Source organism: Flavicella sp. (assembly GCF_037132785.1).
Taxonomy (GTDB): Bacteria; Bacteroidota; Bacteroidia; order Flavobacteriales; family Flavobacteriaceae; genus Flavicella.
Window position 1 is genome coordinate 14,535 of the sequence record NZ_JBAHZZ010000085.1, and the last position, 21,796, is coordinate 36,330.

A 21,796-nucleotide genomic window follows, 5' to 3' on the forward strand; every position below is an offset into this window, starting at 1 on the left:
ATCAGAATCGCAGTATGAAACTAAAAATTGTAGGTAGTAATAGTCAAGGCAACAGTTATATTTTAGAGAATGAAACAGAAGCTCTTTTAATTGAATGTGGAATGCGGTTTTTTGACATTAAAAAAGCGATCGATTTTAATATTTCAAAAATATCGGGGTGCCTTTTGACCCATGAACATAAAGATCATTGTGTTTCTATTAATGATGTGATGAAAGGAGGTGTGGATGTTTATGCATCAAAAGGTACGTTTGAAGCAATTGGTTGTAATGGCCATAGAGCAAATGTAATTGAATCTAAGAAACCTTTTTTGGTTGGGGATTTTAGAATCATGCCTTTTGATGTCAAACACGATGCAGCTGAACCTTTAGGATTTTTAATTAATCATAAGGAAACTGGAAACGTATTGTTTCTTACCGATTCCTATTATTCTCCTTATACGTTTGACAATCTAAACAACTTGATTATTGAGGCAAATTTCAGCGAGAAAATAATCGATAGAAAAATGGAGGCTGGCTCTATACAAACTTTTTTAAGGAATCGAATATTAAAATCACATATGAGTTTAGAAACCAATAAGGAATTTTTAAAAGCCAATGATCTTTCAAAGGTTAACAATATTGTTTTGATTCATTTATCTGACAGTAATAGTGATGAAGAATTATTTGTTAAAGAAATAAGAGAGTTGACTTGTAAGACAGTTTATGCTGCAAAAAAGGGGATGGTATTGAATTTTAATAAAAACCCTTTTTAAACGATGATTTTTAACGCTACCAAAGCTTTTGATGTTGAAAAATCAACCAAGAAATTCAATTTGTTAATTGAAAGAGAGGGTCGTTTTGAGTTGACAGAAAAAAAAGGAAATAAAACTCCTCGTCAAAATAGATACCTACACTTAATTATTGGATGGTTTGCTATTGAAAGTGGATATACTGCTGTATATGTAAAAAGAGAGTTTTTTAAAATTGAATGCAATATTGAACTATTCAAAGTAGCTGAAACAGGATGTTTTGGAAAAATGGAAGGGTTGAAAAGCTGGTCTGAATTAGAAGTGGATGACGCAACATTAGCGATCACAAGATTTAGAAACTGGGCAAGCGTAACGGCAAATATCTGCTTACCTGAACCAGATGATTTGAAATTCTTAAATCATATTGAAGAGGAGTTGTCAAAACACAATAACAAAGAATTTATTTAACTAAAAACAAGAAAAAAATATGTGGTACGAAGTAAAAGTAAAATATAGTAGAATTGATGAAGATGATAGGGTAAAAACATTCAATCAACCTTATTTGTTTGACGCTATGTCTTTTACAGAAGCTGAAGCAAGAGCAACTGAAGGAATGAAACAATACATTTCTACGGAGTTTAAAATCACCAATATCAAGGTCGCAAACTTGGCTGAAATCTGCCCCAATGAAGCTGGAGACAGATGGTTTAAATGTAAATTATCATGCATCACTTTAGACGAAGAAAAAGGATCTGAAAGAAAAGCAAATTCTTACATATTGGTTCAAGCAAATAGCGTTGATGACGCTTATGATGTATTAGCAAAAAGTTTATCAGATACAATTAGCAACTTTGAAATTCCAAGTGTGGTAGAGTCTCCTGTTCTCGACGTATTCCCTTACGAGGAAACAGACAGGCGATGAGGTTTAAGTCTCAAAAATAAATTTCAACCTTAATAAAGCCATAATAAATGCTGTCAGTTATCGGAAGAGTAGTGCGTAAAATATCAAAAAACAAAAAAGCTGAAATAATTATTCACGAGCAAAGTGGGAGTACCATGTGTTTTCAGATCAGAGAAAAAGAAATTCCGAAACTGATCATTATTGATACAGGAAATATAGTCAGGATTGAATACAGAAATGATTTGTCAGAAAAGGGAGAGATCAGGATTAATAATTTGATACTACAAACGATTACACCCATCTCATGAACTATGCAATTGAGCTTCTGAAACGTGAATTGAACGATGTTGAAAGCGTTCAGAAGCATTGTTTGCAGTGTGGAAACCAGACCGATTCTGACACTTTAGAGGAACAGTATACCAAGGACTTGAGAATTGGAATTAGATTGCTAGAAACGGCAGTAAAATAAAGAACAATAAATTAATAGACAATGGCGAGACAACCAAAAACAACACTTGATTATATCACAATTGACTGCGTGGATAAAACGACTTTAAAAAGATTACACAGGAAATTTAAGGCACCTGGAAGATTGTTTTGGTACGAGCTATTAAGGCTGCTTGGAAGGTCTGATGGTTATTTAATTGATTTGTCCAACGACTGGAGTTTAGAAGATGTTTTGGAGGAGGAGTTGTTTGTTTCTAAAGAGTTGGGAATTGAAATTTTAGACGCTCTTTCTGATTGGGGAAACATAGATTCTGACACATGGAAAACACACAAAATTATCTGGTGTCAAGGCCTAATTGATCGTCATTCTGATCTTTGGAGAAAAAGAAAAAAGACTCCATCCAATCCTTTTAAAAGCAACGGAAACAACACTACTACCGTACAAAAGCACACTACTGCCGTACCAAATAACACTACTACTGATATAAAAGTGGCGGTAATCCCACAAAGTAAAGTAAAGTAAAGGAAAGTAAAGGAAAGTAAAGATGATGATGATACATCATCAGAAAATGTCTTGATCGACATCGACATCATTTTTTCTAATTATTTAAAAAATTCAAGGTTAAAAAAAGCGATTACCGGATCACAAAAAATTTCCAATACAGAGCTTGAAGATTACTTGACAAAATTTATTAAAAAATTAAAAACAGAAGGAAAATTTATGAAAACAGACGATGATTTTAAGACGCATTTCGCTAGGTGGCTTAAAATCCAATTAAAAAACCTAAATAAAAATAAATTTCATGGATCAAACTCAGCTTATGACTAATCAATTTTCAAATCAAAAAACAAACACTCAAAAATATAGCTTGGCAGAGATGAGATTGAAGCAGGATAATCCATACAGGAAAATTGTTCGTAATGCAATTCCTATGTCGAAAGGCTTGAAAAAGTTCCTTAAAGATTCTAAAAACAAAAAAAAGGATCAAGAAAAGTTAGTGGAAAAGAAAGATCTATTGACACTTTTTAAAAAAACATGTGTTAATTTTTATGGGCCAGAAAAAAACTTCATCGTTGACGACGAAAACAAAGAAGTTATTTTAGAGCTACTGGCCTATTTCAGTCGCTCAGATAAATTTGGAAAACTCGTGAGAAACAAATCTTCTTTGGAAAAAGGAATATTGCTGTTTGGACCTTGCGGCTTAGGAAAATCAGATTTGTTTGAAATATTTAGACGCATGGGTAAGTTTCTTGCCAGCTACGGTTATATGCAAATGTTTTTTAAATCCTACACAGCCAAGGATCTTGTTAACAACAAGGTCGAGCTTTCCAAAAAAGCAAATGAGCGACCTGTTGGATTTGCTAAGGCAGATATTGAAAGAGGTAATATTTACATAGACGACGTAGGAACAGAACCAAAATTCTTCGCTCAAGAAGTTATTGCAGATGTGATTCAGCAGCGATACATAAAATCAAAGCAAAAACCTCAAAAAACATTTATAACCAGTAATAATAAACCATCTGAACTTGGAGACCGCTATGGTAAACAAGTGGATGATCGACTAAGAGAAATGTTCAATATTATCAAATGGGAAGGAAGCTCTAGAAGAGAGTAGTTAACATAAATTCAAATGTGTTTTATAGCGTAGGTTTAAAAAGCGTGGCTTTAACCGTGCCAAAAGGAACAAAAGAAAGGTACGAAACCGCAGAAGGATGGAAAGATTTTGGTGAAATAATAGAAAAACAAAATTTAATCAAATAGTAGTTAATACTACGCAAAACTAAAAATTATGTGCGACACAAATTGCCCTTACTGCAACGCAGAAACAGAAATTAATCATGATGATGGATTTGGATATGAGGATAATAAGCTACATGAACAAGAATGTTGGAGTTGTGAAAAGACCTTCACTTTCACAACAGGTATTATTTACGTTTATGAAACATTTAAAGCCGATTGCCTGAATGGAAAAGACCATGAATTTAAACAGACCGTTACTTATCCTAGACAGTTCACTAAGTTTCAGTGTGAAAATTGTGAAGAAAAGAGACTTCCTACAAAAGAAGAAAAGGAAACAATAATGAACCAATAACTGTAGAATTATGGATGAAGAAATATTAGAAGTAATCAAAGCGCCAGTTTGTATAAAATGCGAACATGAATGGCAAAAAGGATATGCCCTTGGATTGTTTGAATTAGTTGAATTTTATTTCCAATATCAAAACTTAGTTTAATTTAAAAGCCACTCAAAAATAATGAGTGGCTTTATTTTTTCTTAAAGATCACAAACTAAATCACAGGCTTTTTCTTGGATATTTCTCGCTTTTCTCATGATGGCTTTTTCAACGTCATTTGGGGTGTTTTTCTTGAAAACACTAGATGAAAGTTGTTATTGATTCAGATTGTTTGTATATTTACTCCTTATTCAGAACAATAGTTCTCAGTTCATCACAACTTAAATTAAATGTGAAACTTCATTATTAACCTCTCTCTCTGGAATGTGAGACAAAGAGTTTTTTAATATCCCTACCAAAGGAGAAACAAACTTGGAACTTCCGAAATAGTCTCCTTTCTGAAATGAAGGATTAAAGCCTATTGCACAATCTCTATCGGAGGGTTGAACACAATTATACTTAATAGAGCCAAAGGACTTACTTGGGCTGAAAAAAATACACCTTCTGAAAAGTCAGAGGGATTTCTTGTTTCTAATACCTTCTTTTTATGAAGAAGTTAAAAGGAATTGATGGAAAGCTAGACACCGCCTGGAGCTTACTTGTAAAGCTAAGAGCAGGGATGAGGTGCGAGATCCCCAACTGCAACAAGACCACTTTAAACTCACACCACATTTACGGTAGACAGAATAAATCTACTAGATGGTCCACAATGAACGGAATATGTTTATGTGTAGGTCATCATACTTTCAGCACTAAATTTTCAGCACATGCAACGCCAATAGAATTCACAGAATGGCTTACAAAAACTAAAGGCCAAGACTTTATTGATACGTTACGATTTAAAGCAAACGCAACATCTAAGCTACATCCATTTGAAAAAGAAATACTGTTAGGAGAGCTTAATAAAGAAATCAAAACTCTACAAGCATAAATAAAAACTAACAAACAATTAAACACTCTTTACAATGACAAATTTAATTGAAATTAAAGAAAAGAACGGAAAGCAAGTTGTCTCAGCAAAAGAACTGTATGAATTTCTTGGTTATCATTCTTCTCAATGGAAACGATGGTACACGAAAAACATTATTAAGGATGATTTTTTTGAAGAGAACGCTGATTATCAAACCCTCGACATCATGTCGAACGGTAACCCTACCAAAAACTTTGCGCTATCAGTAGAAATGGCTAAGGAGCTGTCAATGTTATCTAGGACAGAAAGAGGAAAAGAAGCTAGAAGATATTTCATAGAAATAGAATCCAAGTACAGAAACGAATTTGCAGGACTAGACGATATGGAACTAGTGATAAAACTAGCTCAAAGAAGCATTGACCTAAAGAAAAAGCAAGAAGCAATAGAGCAAGATGTTTCATTAATAAAGAAGGATTTAAAAATACTAAAGCATAAAAACGAAACCAGTCCAGACTTTTTTACGATTGTCGGATACGCTTCATTGTTAGGAAAGCAAATCAATTTAGAGTTTGCTAAAAAACTAGGTAAAGAGGCTTCCAAGATATGCAGGGAAAGGAGTATTGAATTATCATCAATTCCTGACCCTCGTTTTGGGAGAGTAAAAACATATCCAAAAGAAATATTGGAGTCATTGATGGAGAGGTAAAACATTGAAAACACAACCCTTATAAACAAAGGGGGAATTATCACTTTCATACAGGCTAGAGACAAAAAGAAATAATCTTTACAGAATGGCAAAGAAAAGAAACACGAACAGTCGATGGACAAACAAGAAGGAAATGTTCTCCACAGAATATGTTCAGCTTGATGATGCGTCCAAAGCTTATCGTAGGGCTTACAATACTGCTAAGATGAAAGATAAGACAGTCAATGAGGCTGCTTCTAGATTATTGAAAGATAGCAAGGTTGCAGCAAGGGTAAAGGGGCTCAAGGAAATTGCTGCAGAGATCGCAGAGAAAGAATTCCGAATTGATTCAAAGGAGTTATTAGGACATCTAAATATTTTAAGGAAAAGCAGAATAGATCAGTATGTGGATTTCGTTCAGATAAGCGTACCTGTTGGAATAGATGAAGAGACACAGCAGACAGTTTGCAAAACAGAGAGCGTGCTTCAGTTCAAACCGTTTGAGGAGTTGACAGAAGAGCAATTGATGTGTGTAGAGTCTATCAAGGACACAAGGAATGGAATTGAACTGAAATTACATGGAAAGGATTGGACCATTGAAAAGATTGCAAAACACATTGGGTTCTACGAAAAAGACAATGAGCAAAAATCCACCTCATCAGTAACTATTTTCAAACTCCCCGACAATGGAAGAGATTAATATTATACAGCCTCAAAAAGGATATCAAATGATGTCTCTGGCTAGTTCAGCTGATATTGTTATTGGAGGCGGAGCCGCGGGCGTTGGAAAAACTTTCTCGCTACTTCTAGAGCCGCTAAGGCATAAAGATGTTTCTGATTTCGGTGGCGTTATATTCAGAAGGACAAGCCCTCAAATTAAGGCACAGGGTGGCTTATGGGACACCTCGATGAGCTTGTATTCGTTGCTAGACGCAACGCCAAAAGAAACTAATTCTTCTTGGACCTTTTCAAGCGGCGCACGTTTGAAATTTAATCACTTAGAGTATGAAAAGAATGTTTATGACTGGCAAGGGTCACAAATTCCCTTCATCGGGTTTGACGAGCTGACACATTTTTCAAGCAATATGTTCTTTTATCTATTGTCAAGAAACAGATCCACTTGTGGAGTGAAGCCTTATGTTCGAGCAACTTGTAATCCTGATCCTGACAGCTGGGTTGCAGATATAATTTCTTGGTGGATTGATCAAGATACAGGATTTCCAATTCCTGAAAGAGAAGGAGTACTTCGTTATTTTATGAGGGATGGTGATACATATATCTGGGGAGGGACTCCAGAAGAGGTGATTAAAAAAGCGATGTATCTATTAGAGCCTATCATGGCGAAAACAGACATTGACCCTAAAGACATGGTTAAATCAATCACTTTTATAAGTGGTGATATTTATTCCAACAAAAAACTTCTTGAAGCGAATCCCGAATACTTAGCAAACTTATTAGCACAGGATGAAGATACCAAAGCTCAGTTATTAGAGGGAAACTGGAAAATAAGATTAGATGACAAAGACCTTTATGACTATCACAAGTTTAGAGATGTGTTTACAAATACGCATGTCAAAGGAGGGTCTAAATACATTACTTCAGATATAGCACTAAAAGGAAGTGATAAAATGGTGCTTTGGGTCTGGGACGGCTTTATCATTATTGACGTGATGATTGTCAATAAATCAAATGGCAAGCAGGTGATCGATGCTATTACTGAACTTAAAAACAAACACGGTGTACCCAATTCAAATATAACATTTGACAATGATGGAGTTGGTGGATTTGTTGATGGATTTATTGAGGGAGCTATTGAGTTTAAGAACGGGGGTACTCCAAAAAACGGAGAGAATTACGCGAATCTTAAAACACAATGTTACTACAAATCTGCTGATAGAGTAAACAACGGAGGAATATTCATTCTTGAAGAAGTAGCAAATCGTATGTATGATGATAAAACTACTATTCGTCAACGATTAATGCAGGAAAGAAAAGCAATAAAAAAGTTTAAAACAGATGAAGATGGAAAGCTTAGAATATTACCAAAATCTGAAATGAAAAAACTCAACAAAGGAGAGTCACCAGATTTATTTGATGCGTTTATGGAGAGAGAAATATTTGAATTAACAGGAAAAATAACAATATCAGAAACAACTGAGTCTGCAAGTGCACTTGGTTTTTAAACTAAACTTATGGGAGAAGAAGAAAACAAAAAAACGCTTAAAAACGAGAGCTTAAACGATAAAGCAGCTACTAGGTGGACAAAAATCAAAGCAGCAACGGTGACTATTCATGGTAAAAAACATAAAATTCGAAAAATTGTTAGAGCCAAAGCAAACGAATTACCAAGAATGGATTTAAAAGATGGAGACGTTATCAATCATTATGAAAACCTTAAAAAAGCTATTAGCATAGATGGAGTAGCAGGGTTTAACAACTATATAGAAATAGTAAATAGACGAATTAAAGAATTAAAACAATAGCATGGAATACGAGAAATTAAAGGCATTAATTCAATCAGATTTTGACAAAGCAATTCCTGTTTTAGAAGCTAAAAAAAAGGATAAAATTGATGAGTATTCAGAAGAGTACAAAGGCGGAAGGAAAATTAGCTCAAGGGATCAAGTGGGTAAGCGTCAAAATAAAAAAGTGGGAGAAAACTCAATTCCAGTGGCAAAGATTCCTTTCAATTTTCAAAAGAAAATCGTTCTTTCGGCTCAGGCTTTCTTGTTTGGATCACCCGTAAAAATCTCTTCGGAGAGCGAAGAGGCTCTTGCGGCGGTAAAGAAAGTATGGAAAGAAAACAAGGTCGATAATCTTTTGTTGAAATTTTGCGAAGCGGTAAAATCTCAAACAGAAGCCGTGTTCTTCTTTTTTCCTCAAGACAAGAAAATTGACGGTAAAAACAAGAAGGTGGTTAAGATCAGAATGTATGACTTGAAGAACGGAACTTATTCGCCAACATTTGACGAATTTGGAGATATGATCGCTTTTATCTGGTCTTTTTCTTCCGTAAACGAAGAAGGAAAGACGCAGGAAAACAAATGGGTATTTACAGCCGAGCTTACTTACAAGAAGCATAAAGGAGCCGATGGATGGGAGGACACGGAACCGCCAGTTCTAAACCTGTTTAAAAAAATCCCTGTGGTTTATATGTCACAAGAAGAACCTGAGTGGTTTGGGATTCATAAATTGATAGATCGCTATGAAATGAGTTTTTCTAAGTTCTGCGATACAAATGACTATTTCTCGGCGCCAATTGTAAAACTGTATGGAACGGTCAAATCAATGCCGACAAAAGAAGATCAAGGAAAAGCTATTAAAATCCCTCAAACCTATGAGGATGGCAAATTAAAAGAAAGCGGAGATGCTCAATATCTAACATGGGATCATGCGCCTGAAGCGGTAAAGTTAGAAGCCGATATTTCTGACAATATGATCCACAGCATGACCGACACGCCTGACCTGTCTCTGCGAACTTTAATGGGCGCAGGCAATGTTGCCAGTGGCACGGCTGCAAAGTTTATGTTTATGGCGCCTATTATCAAAGCTAAAAGAAGTGAGGGTGATTATTCTACAACAATTGAAAGGATAATATCGCTAATTGTGCAAGGAATTAAAGGCGTTTCGGTGGACGTTAACGAATCCGTATTTGTAGGGTTTGAACCAAAAGTAGAGTTCACGTCAATTTTACCTGATAATCTTAACGAAACCGTTTCAATGCTTTCAGAAGCAGCTGGAGGTGCTTCTTTTATCAGTAGAGAAACAGCAGCCAAAAGAAGCGGATTGGTGGAGGACGGAGGCGAGGAAATTATGAAGATCAAAAAAGAATCCGCCACCGAACTAAGCGATACAGTTCTCGAGTAACAGCAATTTAAAATTTATAAAAATGTCAACAGAAAAAAAAGTAAATGAGACTATTGTAATAGATGCAAAGGTATTGGTGAAAAGTTCTTTTCCAACCGCAGAGATTATTGCAGAGAACGGCAACGAAAGAATGATTATTGAGGGAGACAAAAACTGGTTCAGACTAGTTCGAAGGGCTAAAGGAAAAAAGAACGAGGTTCTGTTAATCGACGGCGACACCTCTTTTAAGAAGTTTAAGACTGATAGCGAAAGTTTTTTGGCTAATAAATAGAATCAATTAAATGCCAACTCCTCTATACCACACCCAGCTTGTAAACCTTCTTCTTTCACAAGAAGGCGCAATGGATAAACTGTACAGCAATACCTCTGTGCTGCTTGCTGCTGCGCTAAAGCGATATAAGCTAAAGAAATCAGCAGGTGTATGGGTAGGCAATAAAAGCGTTGAAATAGAAATTGACAAAATCATTGCTCTGCACGCGGAGAGTTTAAAGAAGTTGATAATCTCTAATGTTGAAGGCTCTTGGAGCCTAGCAAACAATGCTAATGATGAAGTTGTAAACGATTATTTAAAAGGAACTGATTTTTCCTCGGGCGACTTGGTGACTCAAAACACAGCCGCTCTTGCTGCCTTTACAACTAGAAAAACAAAGAACTTCAACTTAAGTGATCGGGTTTGGAGGTTAAATGCTCAAACAAAAGAACAGCTAGAAAGTTTGGTTAGTTCAGGAGTTCTTGAAGGGCGTTCAGCTGCTAATATGGCAACTGATTTGAAGCAGTATTTAAAAGAACCAAACAGACGGTATCGAAGAATAAAAGACAAAAAGACAGGTAAACTTGTTTTAAGTAATCCTGCAAAAAACTATCATCCTGGACAAGGTGTTTATAGATCGAGTTATAAAAATGCTTTAAGACTTTCTCGAAACGAAACCAATATTGCTTATAGAACCTCAGATCATTTAAGGGTTCAGCAAATGCCTTTTGTTGTTGGAATTAAGGTGAAATTATCAAAGACGCATCAAATTTATGACATATGTGATGAATTGGCTGGCGAATATCCTAAGGGTTTTTTGTTTACAGGATGGCACGTGAACTGTCTTTGTTATACGACTACAATTTCACTTCCAAAGGATAAGTTTATTAAATACATGAACACAGGTAAGATAGACTCTAAATATCTGGTTAAATCACTGCCTTTAAATTCGATAAAATTCATTTCTAAAAACTTAGATAAAATAAAGAAATCAAAGCCATATTTCTATACTGACAACTCAAAGTACTTTAATAACAAACCTTAAATCCAATGAAATCAGCATCAGATGTGATTTTTGAGCATCAAATAGAGGTTATAGCCGCCTATAAGCGGCATTTGAAAGAGTTTAAAATTCAATTGCCTGTCAAGCGCTCGGAAAAAAGAGATTTATTTATTCGATGGTATTTGATTGAATTTGATGAATGCCAGCTTGATGTGATAATGTCGGATTTATCAAACCATATATTGTTTTTGTCAGAAAAAACAATCGAAAACCTAATTTATAAGAATGCAAAGAGATGAAAGCAAAACATACAGTAGAGACAAATTTGTTAGGCGATATGTTGCATATAAAAAAATCAAAAACCCAAATGTTGAGCTTCAGGAAATTTTCAACGATCTGGATGATTATTTCGTTTTTAAAAGCAAAAGAACGCTTTATCGTATTATTTGCAAAAAATAAGTGACACTACGGGAGTTGATCTATATTTCCCTTTATTTACTGAGCCGCGCAAGTTACATTTGAGTCAATTAATGTTTAACTAAAATCATTGTAACATGAATCCAGAATTATTGGCAGCACTCAAAGCAGCACTGTTAGCGGCAGGACTTGCTGAGGACTCAAAAGAATTCAAGGCGATTATTGCCGAACCTTTCAAGGGTGTCTCAGATAAACTTGAACTGAAACCACCAACCACTTTAGATGAAGCCTTAAAGTTACCGGGCGTCCAATCAGAATTTGACAAGAAGGTAACTTCTGCAACTCAAACCCGGGAGGACAATCTAAAAGCTCAATGGGATTTCGTCGAAAAAGGAAAAGACCCTAAAATAGAGTCTCCTTTGGAAAAAAAAGTTAGAGAAATGGAAGAAGCAAACACCGCAAGAGACGTGAAAGAATCGTTGGTGTCTAAAACCACAACAGCCGAAAAACTGTTGGAGGGTAAAAAAATTCCAAAAGCTTTTTTAAAACAATTTGACTTTGAAAGCGAAACTTCTTTGGAAGATCAACTTGAAGGAGTAGAAACAACTTACACAGAAGTGAAACAAGGAATTGTTGCGGATAGTGGAGACGGAGGAAGATTTCCTGTCGGAGGAGAAGGAGATTCGGCAAGCGAAAAGGAGTTAGCAGACATTGCAAATGACATGTAAAATTTAAAAGCAAAACAGATGCCAGAAATCAAAACAACAGACATTACATATCCAAATGACGCGATTGTAATTGTTAAAAATTTAGAAGGAATTCCAGGGGGAAAAACCTTAAACGTAGCAGGTTTAATTGCCGAGGAAGTACAAGCAGGAACACCGATTGTCTTTATCGAACCAGATTATAAACCACTTTCAAGCGGTGTTGTTTTAACAGCAGCAGCTTCAACGGTAAAAGAGGTAAAGTTCTATAAAGGACATTATTTAAGAGTTGGAGATAAGGTTTTGGCGGGTACGATTACAGCTATAAATACCACTGATGATGATTTTGATTCCGTTACAACAAACGTTGCTATTGGGACCGCTGTTGTCTTAGATCAAGCGATTGTGAACGACGGTGATAAGGTGGTGGGAATTGTGCTAGGCACTAAGTCGGTTGAAGACCCTTCAGCAGGAGTAATGGTTCGTGGAACCGTGAATGAAGCCGCTATGGTGAATCCTATTAATGAAGCTGTGAAAGCAGCATTGCCACTAATTAGATTTTACTCAGAGTAATTAAAACATCAAAAAAGATATTAAATGAAAACAGTATCATTATTTCCATCGTATGTGAAGAAATACTTCAAAGGGTTAGTAGCAGCGTTGGTAACGAAAATAGACGACAAAAAAGGAGAACCAGAGTATTTTTACAAATCTTTATTTAAAAAGAAATATGAACCGACATTAAAGTTTGAATCTTTGATTGGTCGTGGTTCTATTTCTGCTGCTGATGTAGTGGCTGTAGATTCTCCATTGCCATTAAAGAAAAGAGATAGTATCTCTAGATCAGAAGGAGACATTCCCAAAATAGGAATGAAATTAACGTTGAGAGAATCTGAAATGAATAACATCGACACGATGATTGCTTTAGATTCAAATGGGACCAGTACCAAACAGGTAGTACAGTTGCTTTTTGGCGATTTAAAGAAGTGTATTCATGGTGTTCATGCAAGATTAGAGATACTAGCCTTACAGGCTTTGTCTACTGGAATTATATCAATAACCAAAGAGAACAACAACGGATTGACGGACAGAATGACTTTTGCAATTCCTTCCGCTAACAGGTCAGGAGCATCAGTTGCTTGGGGAGTCGCAGCAACAGCAAAGCCGCTAGATGACATTGAAGCAATTCAAACAAAAGCTAGAGTAAAAGGAGATAAGCTGAAGTACATATTAATGTCTCCAACGTCTTTCAATCAGTTCAAGAAAGCCACTCAGGTGTTGGAAAGATATTCAGCTTATTTGAATTTGGCAGGAGGAAATACAATTGTTCCTTCTTTGACCAAAGCAAATTCTTTTTTGCTGGAAGACTATTCGATGCAAATTGTTATAGTTGATTCTACGGTACAAATAGAAAAGAATGGAAAAAAGACCGCAATCACTCCATGGGAAGAAGGTAAAGTAACCTTGTTAAATACAATGGAAGCGGGCGACCTCGCTTATGGAACTTGCGCAGAAGAAAGAAGACCTGTTGCAGGTGTTGTGTACGAGAAAGCTGACGACATCATGTTGCTTTCTAAGTTTGCGCAAAATGAGCCTTTGGCGGAGTTTACTTCTGTTCAATGTTATGCCTTGCCAGTCTTGAATGACGTAGAATCTATCTATCAATTGAACACTTTAAAAACCTCTTGGTCTTAATTAAATGACAAACAAGCAGGTCATACAAGCTAAAGCAGCCTTTCAATCTTTGCCTAGCGCAACGATCGACAAAGCATTTATTGACCGTTCCTTGGATGAAACGGTCAATTATGAGTCTAGTTATTTGAAGCATATTGAATTGATAACAGCTGATTTATATGTTGAGGTAATGACCTCGCCTGATTTTAAAGAAGGAGGATTATCAGTTACTTATGACCGATCTGTTTATAAAAATTTAGCTATTCAAATTTACACAAAATATGAAGATGATAAGCTAAGTGATTTGATGGGATTTAGCGACGGAATTGAAGATGCAACTGAATTATGGTAAGATATCCACATATAGCCTATTTGATCGTTAGGTCTGAAAGTTTTTTGGGAAAGCCAAAATTAGATGAGAACGGCGACAGTATCTCTGTAGAAGAGCCTGTAAAAACTGAACTGACAGGGAGATATGAACCAAAATCAGGAAATAAAAACCTTGACTACTCGGGCGTTTTTTACACAAAAAAACTAGATGTTGTTCCTTTCGAAAAAGACGGTCATTACCTTGAGGTTAACGGAAAGGAATACACCGTCGTACAGCTTGATAATTATCAAAATCATTGCGAAATATGTCTGGAATAAAAGCGATGTTCAAAAACTCTCAAATAATGAGGGCATTAACTCATTTTAAAAAAGAGGTTGATTTTAAGTCTCTTAGCGGATTGCATTATATAGGAGAGCAGTTTGTGAATAACGCTAGAGAGTTGAATACTTATTTAGACAACACAGGCAATCTTAGAAGCTCAATAGGTTACATCATTTTAAATGATGGCGATATTGTCGATATGAATTTTAAGTCGAAGGGAGCTGACGGAGAAACAGGTAAATTAAAGGGAATTGAAATTGCTGCAAAAGTAGCAAGCTTATACCCTTCAGGATTTGTTTTAATTGGAGTTGCCGGAATGGAATACGCAAGGTACGTAGAATCGATGGGATTGGATGTTATTACAGGCTCGCAGCCTGAGTCAAGTGAAATAAAAGCATTATTCAATGAAATCAAATTTTAGTGTATTGCACGCGGCTAGGAATCTTCTTTTTGTCAAGGAATTGACCGAAGAGCTTACGGGTCAGATTTATAAGATTTCAAGACCTTTAAAAAGTCAGCTTGAAGATGTTGTTATTAACTGCCTGACAATTAACGGTGAATATTTGCAATCAGGATATGTTAACGTTAATATTTACGTAAGAGATTTACAAAGCGGATTAGTAGACACCAAGCGGCTGGAGGTTTTATCAGAAATAGCAATCAAGTTATTAGATAATAAAAAATCAGCATCACACGATATTCTCACCGCCATAAAAGGGAAAGACCAGAGTTTGTTGGGTAATGTTAGTTATGTGTTTTTTGAAATCGCTTCTCCAGGAGCTGTTTTAAAAGATCAAGATCAAGAGAGTACACATTTTATCAATATTAAATTAAAATTTAACACATTATGAGTAATAAAAAAGAAAACTTGTTGGGAGTCGGCAAAGTTGAGATCGGAGTACCCGGCAACGGTGTTGTGAGTGCTGCTTTGGTTGAGTTTACAGATGTTGAAGTTGGTTCCGTGAATTTTGAGGGAGAATCAACGGCTACAGAAACAATTGCGACAGAAGCTGATGATAATTATCTAATTGTTGACGGTACTGTAACGCCTGCAATTGTAAAAATTAGACTGCTTGGGGTTGCTTTGAGCGATTATCCAATGTTAATGGGAGGTTTGTTCGCGCTTGATAAATATTCGGCACCAATCAAAAAAAAGAGTCAGTTTTTGTCGCTAGTAATTACCACTTTGGAAAATAACGGTAAAAAGAAAGTGATCACAATTCCTTATGCGCACACTGTTGCAAAAATCCAAGGAAACATCACCAAAAACGCATTGCCAGCCGTTGACTTAACGTTTACAGCAAACACGCCTGTTACTGAGGAGGGTATTCAGGCCGCTCCATACGAAATTGCAGATGTAGAGGTTTAATATCAATATAAAAAAATAAAAAAAAAATATAAAATTATACACAAAGCGTGTTGCCAATGCGTGACACGCTTTTATTCCAGACATATGGATAAAGAACAAGCCTTAATTCAAGCGTTTATACGCAAACCGACGACCTATACTATTTCTGTACGGAATGGCTCAATGTTGCCGAATAAAATCAAAAAGGAAATTTCATTTACCGTTAAGCCACCTACTGCTTATGTGTTAGGCTTATGTGCTGACGTGCTGGGTGAGGTTTCTGACGAAGTTTTTTTAGACAAAGAGCTTGACCTAAAACAAGTCATGAAATATCAAACACAAATAGCTCAGGTGTTGTCAGTATTGTCTTATGAAAAGCCTGACTTTCCAGAATGGTACGTTGAATTTATTTGCAAAAACGTTGAACTTGTAGAGCTTCAAGGAATAATTCAGGAAACTGCGGTAAAATGCAATCCTAGTTTTTTTTTGAACTCTTTCCAAATTGCAAAAGAACAAAATCCGATGATGATGATGAAGAGGAATTGAGCGATCGATTCAATCCATACAGACACATTGGAGGTCTATGTTCTCATTTTGGATTTAGCTACAAAGAGGCAACGATGGAGATCTCTTTTCAAAACGGATTGATGCTCTCGATGTCGGTTCCTCAATTAAAAAGTAAAAAAGAGAAGGAAAAAGAGAAAGAGCGACAGTCAAATGACCTATTCGCGGTTTTAAGCAAGCAACAAAATAAAATATCATGAAAGAAGCATTTTTAGAAGTCTATCAAGCGTTAAAGTTGATGTCAAGTAATTCAGATTTATTATGTGTTCAGTTTTGGCTGAAAATAAAAAAACTTCATGAAAATTACGATGAAGAAGCAGTTTGGCAATTGATGTTTGATAACATGATCTGGTTGATAAATACGAACGTTTTAACGTCCGCGTATTTAAAAAGCAATTTCACTCTTGAGGAATTATCATCTCATAAAATATACTTCCAAGACAAGGTAATTATCAAAAACAACAGAGGTATTCTGTTCGGAACCGCAAAAGCAGAAGTGTCTGGACATAGCTTAATTGTTCAGTTTGAAAACTCAGAAACAGAATGTTACGACACAACCTTTGTGACTCTTTTCGATCAGTCAAAAACGACAGCTCATGGCTGTTTGGTAAACGCTTTTAATCAATGCGAGGTAATTGGTAAAGGTTATGCGAAAATTGAAGCATGGGATAACGTCGCGGTAAGCCATACGAGTACTGATTTTGTTGTTTTAAAAGAAGGGGCAAGAAAAACAAAAAAGTAAAACACGTCATTAGCTACGTATAGCAGCCAGTCCAACGTAATTAGTAAACACTTTATCGTTAACGTGCCTGATATTATTGGGTATTAATATCTTTTGTCCTTTGATGTATTTTTCTTCAAAATGAATCCTGTAGCTGATGTCATCCGGCACTATAAAATTTGGAAGATTTGCAACAGCGTGGTGTAAGTTTTTTAATTCAAAAACAGGACAGAGATTAATTCCTTTAGACTCAACATATTTTAGTAGTTTTTCGTGCAATCTATCTTTGTCGATTATCCATTTTTTACCTTCAAAATAACCGTAGTTATACCAATACTTTCCATTGGTTTTGTATTTTCCACTACCTCCTTCACGATAAAAGATATTGTTTATTTTATTACAAGACCACGCAGAGGAATCACCAGTTAAACAATTGTTTTTGTTTATTGCAAACTCAGAAGAACACTCGCCAATTTGATGAGCTTGTAAAATAAACTGATAAGGATTAACCTTATTTCCGTTGTAAGTTGCAGTTGTTCCTTTCCATTTTTGGATAATTCCAAACAAGGTCCGAATCATTGCGTAGGCGTTTATGAGAAGTTCTTCGGGGATTCTGATAGTAATTAAATCACCGTCCACATCACAGTTTAGTTCTTTGGCAAAATCGAAGGCTTGTTGAAAGTGCTTGGATCTATTTTTTTTAAAAGTCAGACAATACATAAAATAAGTGACACTACGGGAGTTGACTACTAAATTACTTCTTTTAAAGCGCGCATGAAAGTACTTTTATTTAAAAGTGATTTTAAATGAGTGTACAGGGTGATAATTCGTTGTTTTTTTCCACAGGCCTAGATAATTCAGGACTTCAAAGCGGCTCGATGGACGCGGTGTCTATAGTTCAAGGAATGTCTAGTAAAATATCTAAAATTCATCCATTTGCTGCCTTGGCAGTTGGAGCGGCCGCGGCATTCGCGTTGATAGCCAACGACTCTTATAAGCTGGTAAAAGAGTTTGAACACGCCATGAAGGAGGTTCAGACAATTTCAGCAGCAGCGCAGCAAGATTTTAAAGGAATTAGCTCTGACGTGTTCTCTCTTTCTAAAATTAGTCCCGACAGTCCCAAAGAATTAGCTAATGCTTATTATCAAATTGTTTCCGCAGGTTATGACGGAGCCGCAGGATTGGAGTTGCTAGAGGTCTCAGCAAAGGCTGCAGTTGCAGGTGTTACAGATACTAAAACAGCTGCAGACGGATTAACAACGGCTTTAAATTCCTATAAAATTTCTGCCGAAAAATCAGGCGAGGTTTCTGATGCTTTTTTTAACACGGTAAAATTAGGTAAAACCACTTTTGGAGAATTAGCAGCAAATATAAGTCAAGTTGCGCCAATAGCTTCGGCGTCAAACATTCCTTTAAACGAAATACTAAGTACAGTGGCTTCTTTGACTAAACAAGGAGTACCAACAGCTCAGGCAATGACTCAAATTAGAGCGTCAATTGTAGGACTTCAGGCTGCTGGAAAAATGGACGGAACCAAAACCCTTCAGGAAAACATGCAGGCTCTTTACGAGGAGATGGGCGGAAATCAAACGCTAATTCAAAAAGAAGTTGGACAAATTGAAGCTGTTCAGGCAATTTTAGCGGTGTCTGGAAAAAATGCAAGATCAGCAAGTCAAGATTTAAAATCTTACAACAACACTGCTGGGGCAACCGCGAGGGCAAGTAGAATCATGCTAGAAGACAATACAAATCAGTGGAAAATTCTTGAAAATAGAATCAAGGCTAGTACAGTGGGTATTGGAAACTACTTTGTTGATATGTCAAATGTAATCGTAGGGTCTCTTAATAATATTATAGGAGACGGATTAGATACTGGCGATAAATTAGAGAAAAGCTTTGACAACCAAAGAATCAAAGTCTTTGAGCTTAAAACAGAACTAGGCAGGCTTGATGAAAAAAGTCAGGAAAGAAAGCGGCTCCTGGAAGACATGATTTCTCTTTATCCTGAGTTCTTGGGAGGGATTGATACGGAAAAGGTATCTAATCAAGAGCTACAGGATGTATTAGACGATGTAAATGAATCTTATAAGGTTAGATATAAGTTAGCCAAGAGACAAGCAGAGTTAAACAAGGAGCTTCAAAAAGAAGTAGACCTTGACATGGACTTAGACAGCGAAATACAAAAATTTGAGGAGCTAATAGTTCGCGCTAGAAAATTTGCTGACGACAACCACATTGTTCTTAAGGTTGATAGACAGTTGACTAATGAAGGCCTGGCCGAGTCTTTATCAAAACAGATTGACGCTGTTCAAAAAATTGCAGCACAAAAAGGTGTTACTCCAGGAGACAGGTATTCTGATCAGGAAACTGCAGATAACTTAAAAAAAATTAAGCTAGAAAAAACTTTTCCGTTTAAGGCACAGGTCAGGTATATTGGCCAAGCCAATCAAAAATTAAATGAACAAAAAGAAATAGTTTCTAAAATTAACGATCAAAATGAGAAGGCTTTAAAATTAGACTTACGAAGCCTTGAAAACAGAAACGTGGCTATTCGAACGATCAATAAATCATCCTCGTCAGCCGATATCTCAAAGTTTAAAGACACAGGGTTTGAGGATGTTCAAAAAGCGTACACCGAAAGGATAAGCGTCTTAGAAAAGATTGATAAAATCCAGAAAGTAAGCAAGAAAAAAAACCTTCAAGAGTACTTAGCTTCGGAGAACAGCGAGATTATCGCAGCAGCCGAAGAAAAGAAAAATCAGTTAGAGGCAGATATTGATTCTTTATCAAAAAAAGAACAACAAGCAGCAAGCGACAGGTTAACCGCTTATAAAGACTATTTGAATAGCAGAAAAGAAGCTTATGAATCTTACATCGGCTTGGTAGATAATGCTACCGTAGATCAGGCGGCAACATTTAAAGATACTAACAATTTATTATTTGATAATTACCAAGATTATTTAAACGAAAAGCTTAAAGCTGCAAAAACAAACGCTGAAAGAATACTTCTAATAGACGAAGGAGCGGTTACGGTAAAAAGAGAAAAAGCAACCACTGTTACAGGAACCTTAATAGGCGTAAAGACAGTAAACACCGCCATAGATACTACTTCTATAAACGCTTTAAATGAACAATTGTTAGCTCTCGAAAAAGAGCACTATGCTGAGCAGAACGCTTACAAAAGAGAAGCTCTAGCAATTAGAATTAGGTTTAAGCAAGAGGAGATAGAAACAGCTAAAGGCACGGTAACTCAAATAAGAAAAATAGAAGAAAATAATTATGATTTTCTCAAGCTGCTCGGTTTAAGGGAAGTAATGGACAGGAAAGCTGTTGCTGAAGAGAATTTGCGAACAGCGAAGGAGTTGGCAAAAAAAGAAGCCGCTTTGTCAAGCAACGGACAAGCAACAATAGAAACTCGAAATATCGTAAAACAGCGTGAGGATGATTTGACTGGTCTCGCCGAAGTGTTCGGCAACTCGCTTGCTGAAGCCATGGGGTTAGTTTCTTCGGGACTGAATGAAGTAGCCGCGTTATTTTTGAAGTTTGGGGAAGAAGATATGGCTGCACTAGCAGGACAGTTATCAGGTGTAGCTTCGGGCATTGGTCAAATAGCAACTGGAGATATTGTCGGTGGAAGCTTAGCTATTCTTAATTCAGCTTTAACCGTTGAGGTGGTCTCAGATACAGCCAAATTTGAAGAAGCAATTGCAGATTTGGAAAGGATTTCGCTGCAAATTTCCAATAATATAACAAACTCCGTTGGTGTTGATCAAGCAAAAGCAAAGCTAGACTATTTAGACACGATAAAAGAAAAAGAAGAGGAACTCGCTCAGGCGCAGAAAGCAGAGGAAGAAGCGAGAAAAGAGATTAGTGTTTTAGGCTTAAAAGTAGGATCTAAAGGATCCGGTTCTGGTACAGATCAAGCAAAACTAGAAGAACTCGCTGAGCAATCTGCGTCAACCAAGCAAGAAATTATTGAGCTAAAAGAAGAGTATGACAGTTTCATTACAGGCATGACACGAAATACTTTGTCGGACGGTATTTTTCAAGGATTAAAAGATGGCGAGAGTTATATTGACGCGTTTGCAAACACTTTTAAAGACACTGTAGGAAATGCGGTTCTTGAAGCATTTCAAAGGGAGAGTTTAGACACAATATCTCAGGAGTATTTAGCCAAATTAGCTGAGTATTCAGATAATGAAGGAGGTGTCGCCGATGGTGTTTCAGATCTAACAGAGGCGGAAATTGCAGAATTAGAACAATGGCTGCTTGATGAGGCCGCAAAATCAGAAAGCGAATGGGAGGCTACTAAAAAAATTGCTGAAAGTCTGGGCCACGATTTTGAAGGAGAAGATTCTTCCGGATTAGCAGGTTCGGTTCGATCTGAACTTACGGAAGAAACAGGAAGTGAACTAACTGGTCTGTTTAGGGGCCAGTACGACAACGGCAAGAGATTGTTACTCCTCGCAGAGCAAGAGGCGGTTATTCGAGTGTCAGCAAACACTTATGCCAAAGACAGCGAAAGGCATTTATCTGAGATAGCGACGAACACAGCTAATACAGTAATTGAATTAAAGTTAGCGGTGGTCGAATTAAAAGAAATTAATTACAACACCCAAACAAGCACATCTACAAGTACTACTAGAGATATTGGCTTATGAGTTATAAACTAAACAACATATCATTGAGCGATTATAATATTATCGCAGCGAAATCACCTAGCAGTACAATTGCTGTAAGTGGTTGTTTG

30 protein-coding genes are annotated in these 21,796 nt (G+C 36.4%); 29 read left to right on the forward strand and 1 reads right to left on the reverse strand.

Going from position 1 to position 21,796, the window contains the following annotated elements; all coding sequences use genetic code 11:
- Positions 1–14: 14 nt before the first annotated feature.
- The 28 genes from V5787_RS05765 (at position 15) to V5787_RS05900 (ending at position 17,067) form a co-directional block, all read left to right on the forward strand.
- Positions 15–752: an MBL fold metallo-hydrolase gene (locus V5787_RS05765; RefSeq protein ID WP_336892315.1), complete on the forward strand. Its 738-nt coding sequence runs from the start codon at positions 15–17 to the stop codon at positions 750–752.
- A 3-nt stretch (positions 753–755) separates the two neighbouring features.
- The gene (locus tag V5787_RS05770) at positions 756–1,196 is read left to right on the forward strand and encodes a hypothetical protein (protein ID WP_336892316.1); all 441 of its coding nucleotides are present in this window, start codon (positions 756–758) and stop codon (positions 1,194–1,196) included.
- A gap of 19 nt (positions 1,197–1,215) precedes the next feature.
- Positions 1,216–1,650 (forward strand): DUF4494 domain-containing protein, encoded by a 435-nt coding sequence (locus tag V5787_RS05775; RefSeq protein WP_336892317.1) that lies wholly within the window; start codon positions 1,216–1,218, stop codon positions 1,648–1,650.
- Positions 1,651–1,697: 47 nt separating this feature from the next.
- The gene (locus tag V5787_RS05780; protein ID WP_336892318.1) at positions 1,698–1,937 is read left to right on the forward strand and encodes a hypothetical protein; all 240 of its coding nucleotides are present in this window, start codon (positions 1,698–1,700) and stop codon (positions 1,935–1,937) included.
- Between the two features lie 182 nt (positions 1,938–2,119).
- Entirely contained in the window at positions 2,120–2,599 is a 480-nt protein-coding gene (locus tag V5787_RS05785) for a Lin1244/Lin1753 domain-containing protein (protein WP_336892319.1), read from the forward strand.
- A gap of 280 nt (positions 2,600–2,879) precedes the next feature.
- Positions 2,880–3,692 carry a hypothetical protein gene (locus V5787_RS05790; protein ID WP_336892320.1) on the forward strand — a complete coding sequence of 271 codons (813 nt, stop codon included), beginning with the start codon at positions 2,880–2,882 and terminating at the stop codon, positions 3,690–3,692.
- A gap of 174 nt (positions 3,693–3,866) precedes the next feature.
- Positions 3,867–4,169, forward strand: a complete 303-nt coding sequence (locus tag V5787_RS05795; protein ID WP_336892321.1) for a hypothetical protein — start codon at positions 3,867–3,869, stop codon at positions 4,167–4,169.
- A gap of 10 nt (positions 4,170–4,179) precedes the next feature.
- Positions 4,180–4,311 (forward strand): hypothetical protein, encoded by a 132-nt coding sequence (locus V5787_RS05800; RefSeq protein WP_336892322.1) that lies wholly within the window; start codon positions 4,180–4,182, stop codon positions 4,309–4,311.
- A gap of 649 nt (positions 4,312–4,960) precedes the next feature.
- Positions 4,961–5,182: a hypothetical protein gene (locus V5787_RS05805; protein ID WP_336892323.1), complete on the forward strand. Its 222-nt coding sequence runs from the start codon at positions 4,961–4,963 to the stop codon at positions 5,180–5,182.
- Positions 5,183–5,216: 34 nt separating this feature from the next.
- Complete coding sequence (locus tag V5787_RS05810; RefSeq protein WP_336892324.1) at positions 5,217–5,867, forward strand: antA/AntB antirepressor family protein; 651 nt, start codon at positions 5,217–5,219, stop codon at positions 5,865–5,867.
- A gap of 85 nt (positions 5,868–5,952) precedes the next feature.
- Positions 5,953–6,546: a terminase small subunit gene (locus tag V5787_RS05815; protein WP_336892325.1), complete on the forward strand. Its 594-nt coding sequence runs from the start codon at positions 5,953–5,955 to the stop codon at positions 6,544–6,546.
- On the forward strand, positions 6,533–8,029 hold the full coding sequence (locus tag V5787_RS05820; RefSeq protein ID WP_336892326.1) for a terminase family protein: 1,497 nt from the start codon (positions 6,533–6,535) through the stop codon (positions 8,027–8,029). The genes V5787_RS05815 and V5787_RS05820 overlap by 14 nt, the downstream gene beginning before the upstream one ends.
- A 9-nt stretch (positions 8,030–8,038) precedes the next feature.
- Positions 8,039–8,329: a hypothetical protein gene (locus V5787_RS05825; protein ID WP_336892327.1), complete on the forward strand. Its 291-nt coding sequence runs from the start codon at positions 8,039–8,041 to the stop codon at positions 8,327–8,329.
- A gap of 1 nt (position 8,330) precedes the next feature.
- Entirely contained in the window at positions 8,331–9,713 is a 1,383-nt protein-coding gene (locus V5787_RS05830) for a phage portal protein (RefSeq protein WP_336892328.1), read from the forward strand.
- 22 nt (positions 9,714–9,735) lie between these two features.
- Entirely contained in the window at positions 9,736–9,984 is a 249-nt protein-coding gene (locus tag V5787_RS05835; protein ID WP_336892329.1) for a hypothetical protein, read from the forward strand.
- 10 nt (positions 9,985–9,994) lie between these two features.
- The gene (locus V5787_RS05840) at positions 9,995–11,008 is read left to right on the forward strand and encodes a hypothetical protein (protein ID WP_336892330.1); all 1,014 of its coding nucleotides are present in this window, start codon (positions 9,995–9,997) and stop codon (positions 11,006–11,008) included.
- A gap of 5 nt (positions 11,009–11,013) precedes the next feature.
- Positions 11,014–11,265 carry a hypothetical protein gene (locus V5787_RS05845; protein WP_336892331.1) on the forward strand — a complete coding sequence of 84 codons (252 nt, stop codon included), beginning with the start codon at positions 11,014–11,016 and terminating at the stop codon, positions 11,263–11,265.
- Positions 11,266–11,520: 255 nt separating this feature from the next.
- Positions 11,521–12,111, forward strand: coding sequence for a hypothetical protein (locus V5787_RS05850; protein WP_336892332.1), 591 nt, complete (start codon positions 11,521–11,523; stop codon positions 12,109–12,111).
- An 18-nt stretch (positions 12,112–12,129) separates the two neighbouring features.
- Entirely contained in the window at positions 12,130–12,660 is a 531-nt protein-coding gene (locus V5787_RS05855) for a hypothetical protein (protein ID WP_336892333.1), read from the forward strand.
- Positions 12,661–12,684: 24 nt separating this feature from the next.
- Positions 12,685–13,782: a major capsid protein gene (locus tag V5787_RS05860; protein WP_336892334.1), complete on the forward strand. Its 1,098-nt coding sequence runs from the start codon at positions 12,685–12,687 to the stop codon at positions 13,780–13,782.
- Between the two features lie 4 nt (positions 13,783–13,786).
- A complete protein-coding gene (locus tag V5787_RS05865) occupies positions 13,787–14,113 on the forward strand; it encodes a DUF6706 family protein (protein WP_336892335.1) in 327 nt (108 codons plus the stop codon).
- Positions 14,107–14,409 (forward strand): hypothetical protein, encoded by a 303-nt coding sequence (locus V5787_RS05870; protein WP_336892336.1) that lies wholly within the window; start codon positions 14,107–14,109, stop codon positions 14,407–14,409. Before V5787_RS05865 ends, V5787_RS05870 begins: the two co-directional genes overlap by 7 nt.
- Complete coding sequence (locus V5787_RS05875) at positions 14,397–14,834, forward strand: hypothetical protein (protein ID WP_336892337.1); 438 nt, start codon at positions 14,397–14,399, stop codon at positions 14,832–14,834. The genes V5787_RS05870 and V5787_RS05875 overlap by 13 nt, the downstream gene beginning before the upstream one ends.
- Positions 14,818–15,264 carry a hypothetical protein gene (locus V5787_RS05880; protein ID WP_336892338.1) on the forward strand — a complete coding sequence of 149 codons (447 nt, stop codon included), beginning with the start codon at positions 14,818–14,820 and terminating at the stop codon, positions 15,262–15,264. The genes V5787_RS05875 and V5787_RS05880 overlap by 17 nt, the downstream gene beginning before the upstream one ends.
- A gap of 20 nt (positions 15,265–15,284) precedes the next feature.
- Positions 15,285–15,782 carry a hypothetical protein gene (locus V5787_RS05885; RefSeq protein ID WP_336892339.1) on the forward strand — a complete coding sequence of 166 codons (498 nt, stop codon included), beginning with the start codon at positions 15,285–15,287 and terminating at the stop codon, positions 15,780–15,782.
- An 84-nt stretch (positions 15,783–15,866) separates the two neighbouring features.
- Positions 15,867–16,307 carry a hypothetical protein gene (locus tag V5787_RS05890; protein WP_336892340.1) on the forward strand — a complete coding sequence of 147 codons (441 nt, stop codon included), beginning with the start codon at positions 15,867–15,869 and terminating at the stop codon, positions 16,305–16,307.
- A 74-nt stretch (positions 16,308–16,381) separates the two neighbouring features.
- Positions 16,382–16,525, forward strand: coding sequence for a hypothetical protein (locus V5787_RS05895; RefSeq protein WP_336892341.1), 144 nt, complete (start codon positions 16,382–16,384; stop codon positions 16,523–16,525).
- Positions 16,522–17,067, forward strand: coding sequence for a hypothetical protein (locus V5787_RS05900; protein WP_336892342.1), 546 nt, complete (start codon positions 16,522–16,524; stop codon positions 17,065–17,067). Before V5787_RS05895 ends, V5787_RS05900 begins: the two co-directional genes overlap by 4 nt.
- Before the next feature lie 9 nt (positions 17,068–17,076).
- Here V5787_RS05900 and V5787_RS05905 read toward each other — a convergent pair whose 3' ends face one another.
- Positions 17,077–17,766, reverse strand: a complete 690-nt coding sequence (locus tag V5787_RS05905) for a hypothetical protein (RefSeq protein ID WP_336892343.1) — start codon at positions 17,764–17,766, stop codon at positions 17,077–17,079.
- A gap of 158 nt (positions 17,767–17,924) precedes the next feature.
- Here V5787_RS05905 and V5787_RS05910 point away from each other — a divergent pair, with 158 nt between their 5' ends.
- Entirely contained in the window at positions 17,925–21,707 is a 3,783-nt protein-coding gene (locus V5787_RS05910) for a phage tail tape measure protein (RefSeq protein ID WP_336892344.1), read from the forward strand.
- Positions 21,708–21,796: the final 89 nt, after the last annotated feature.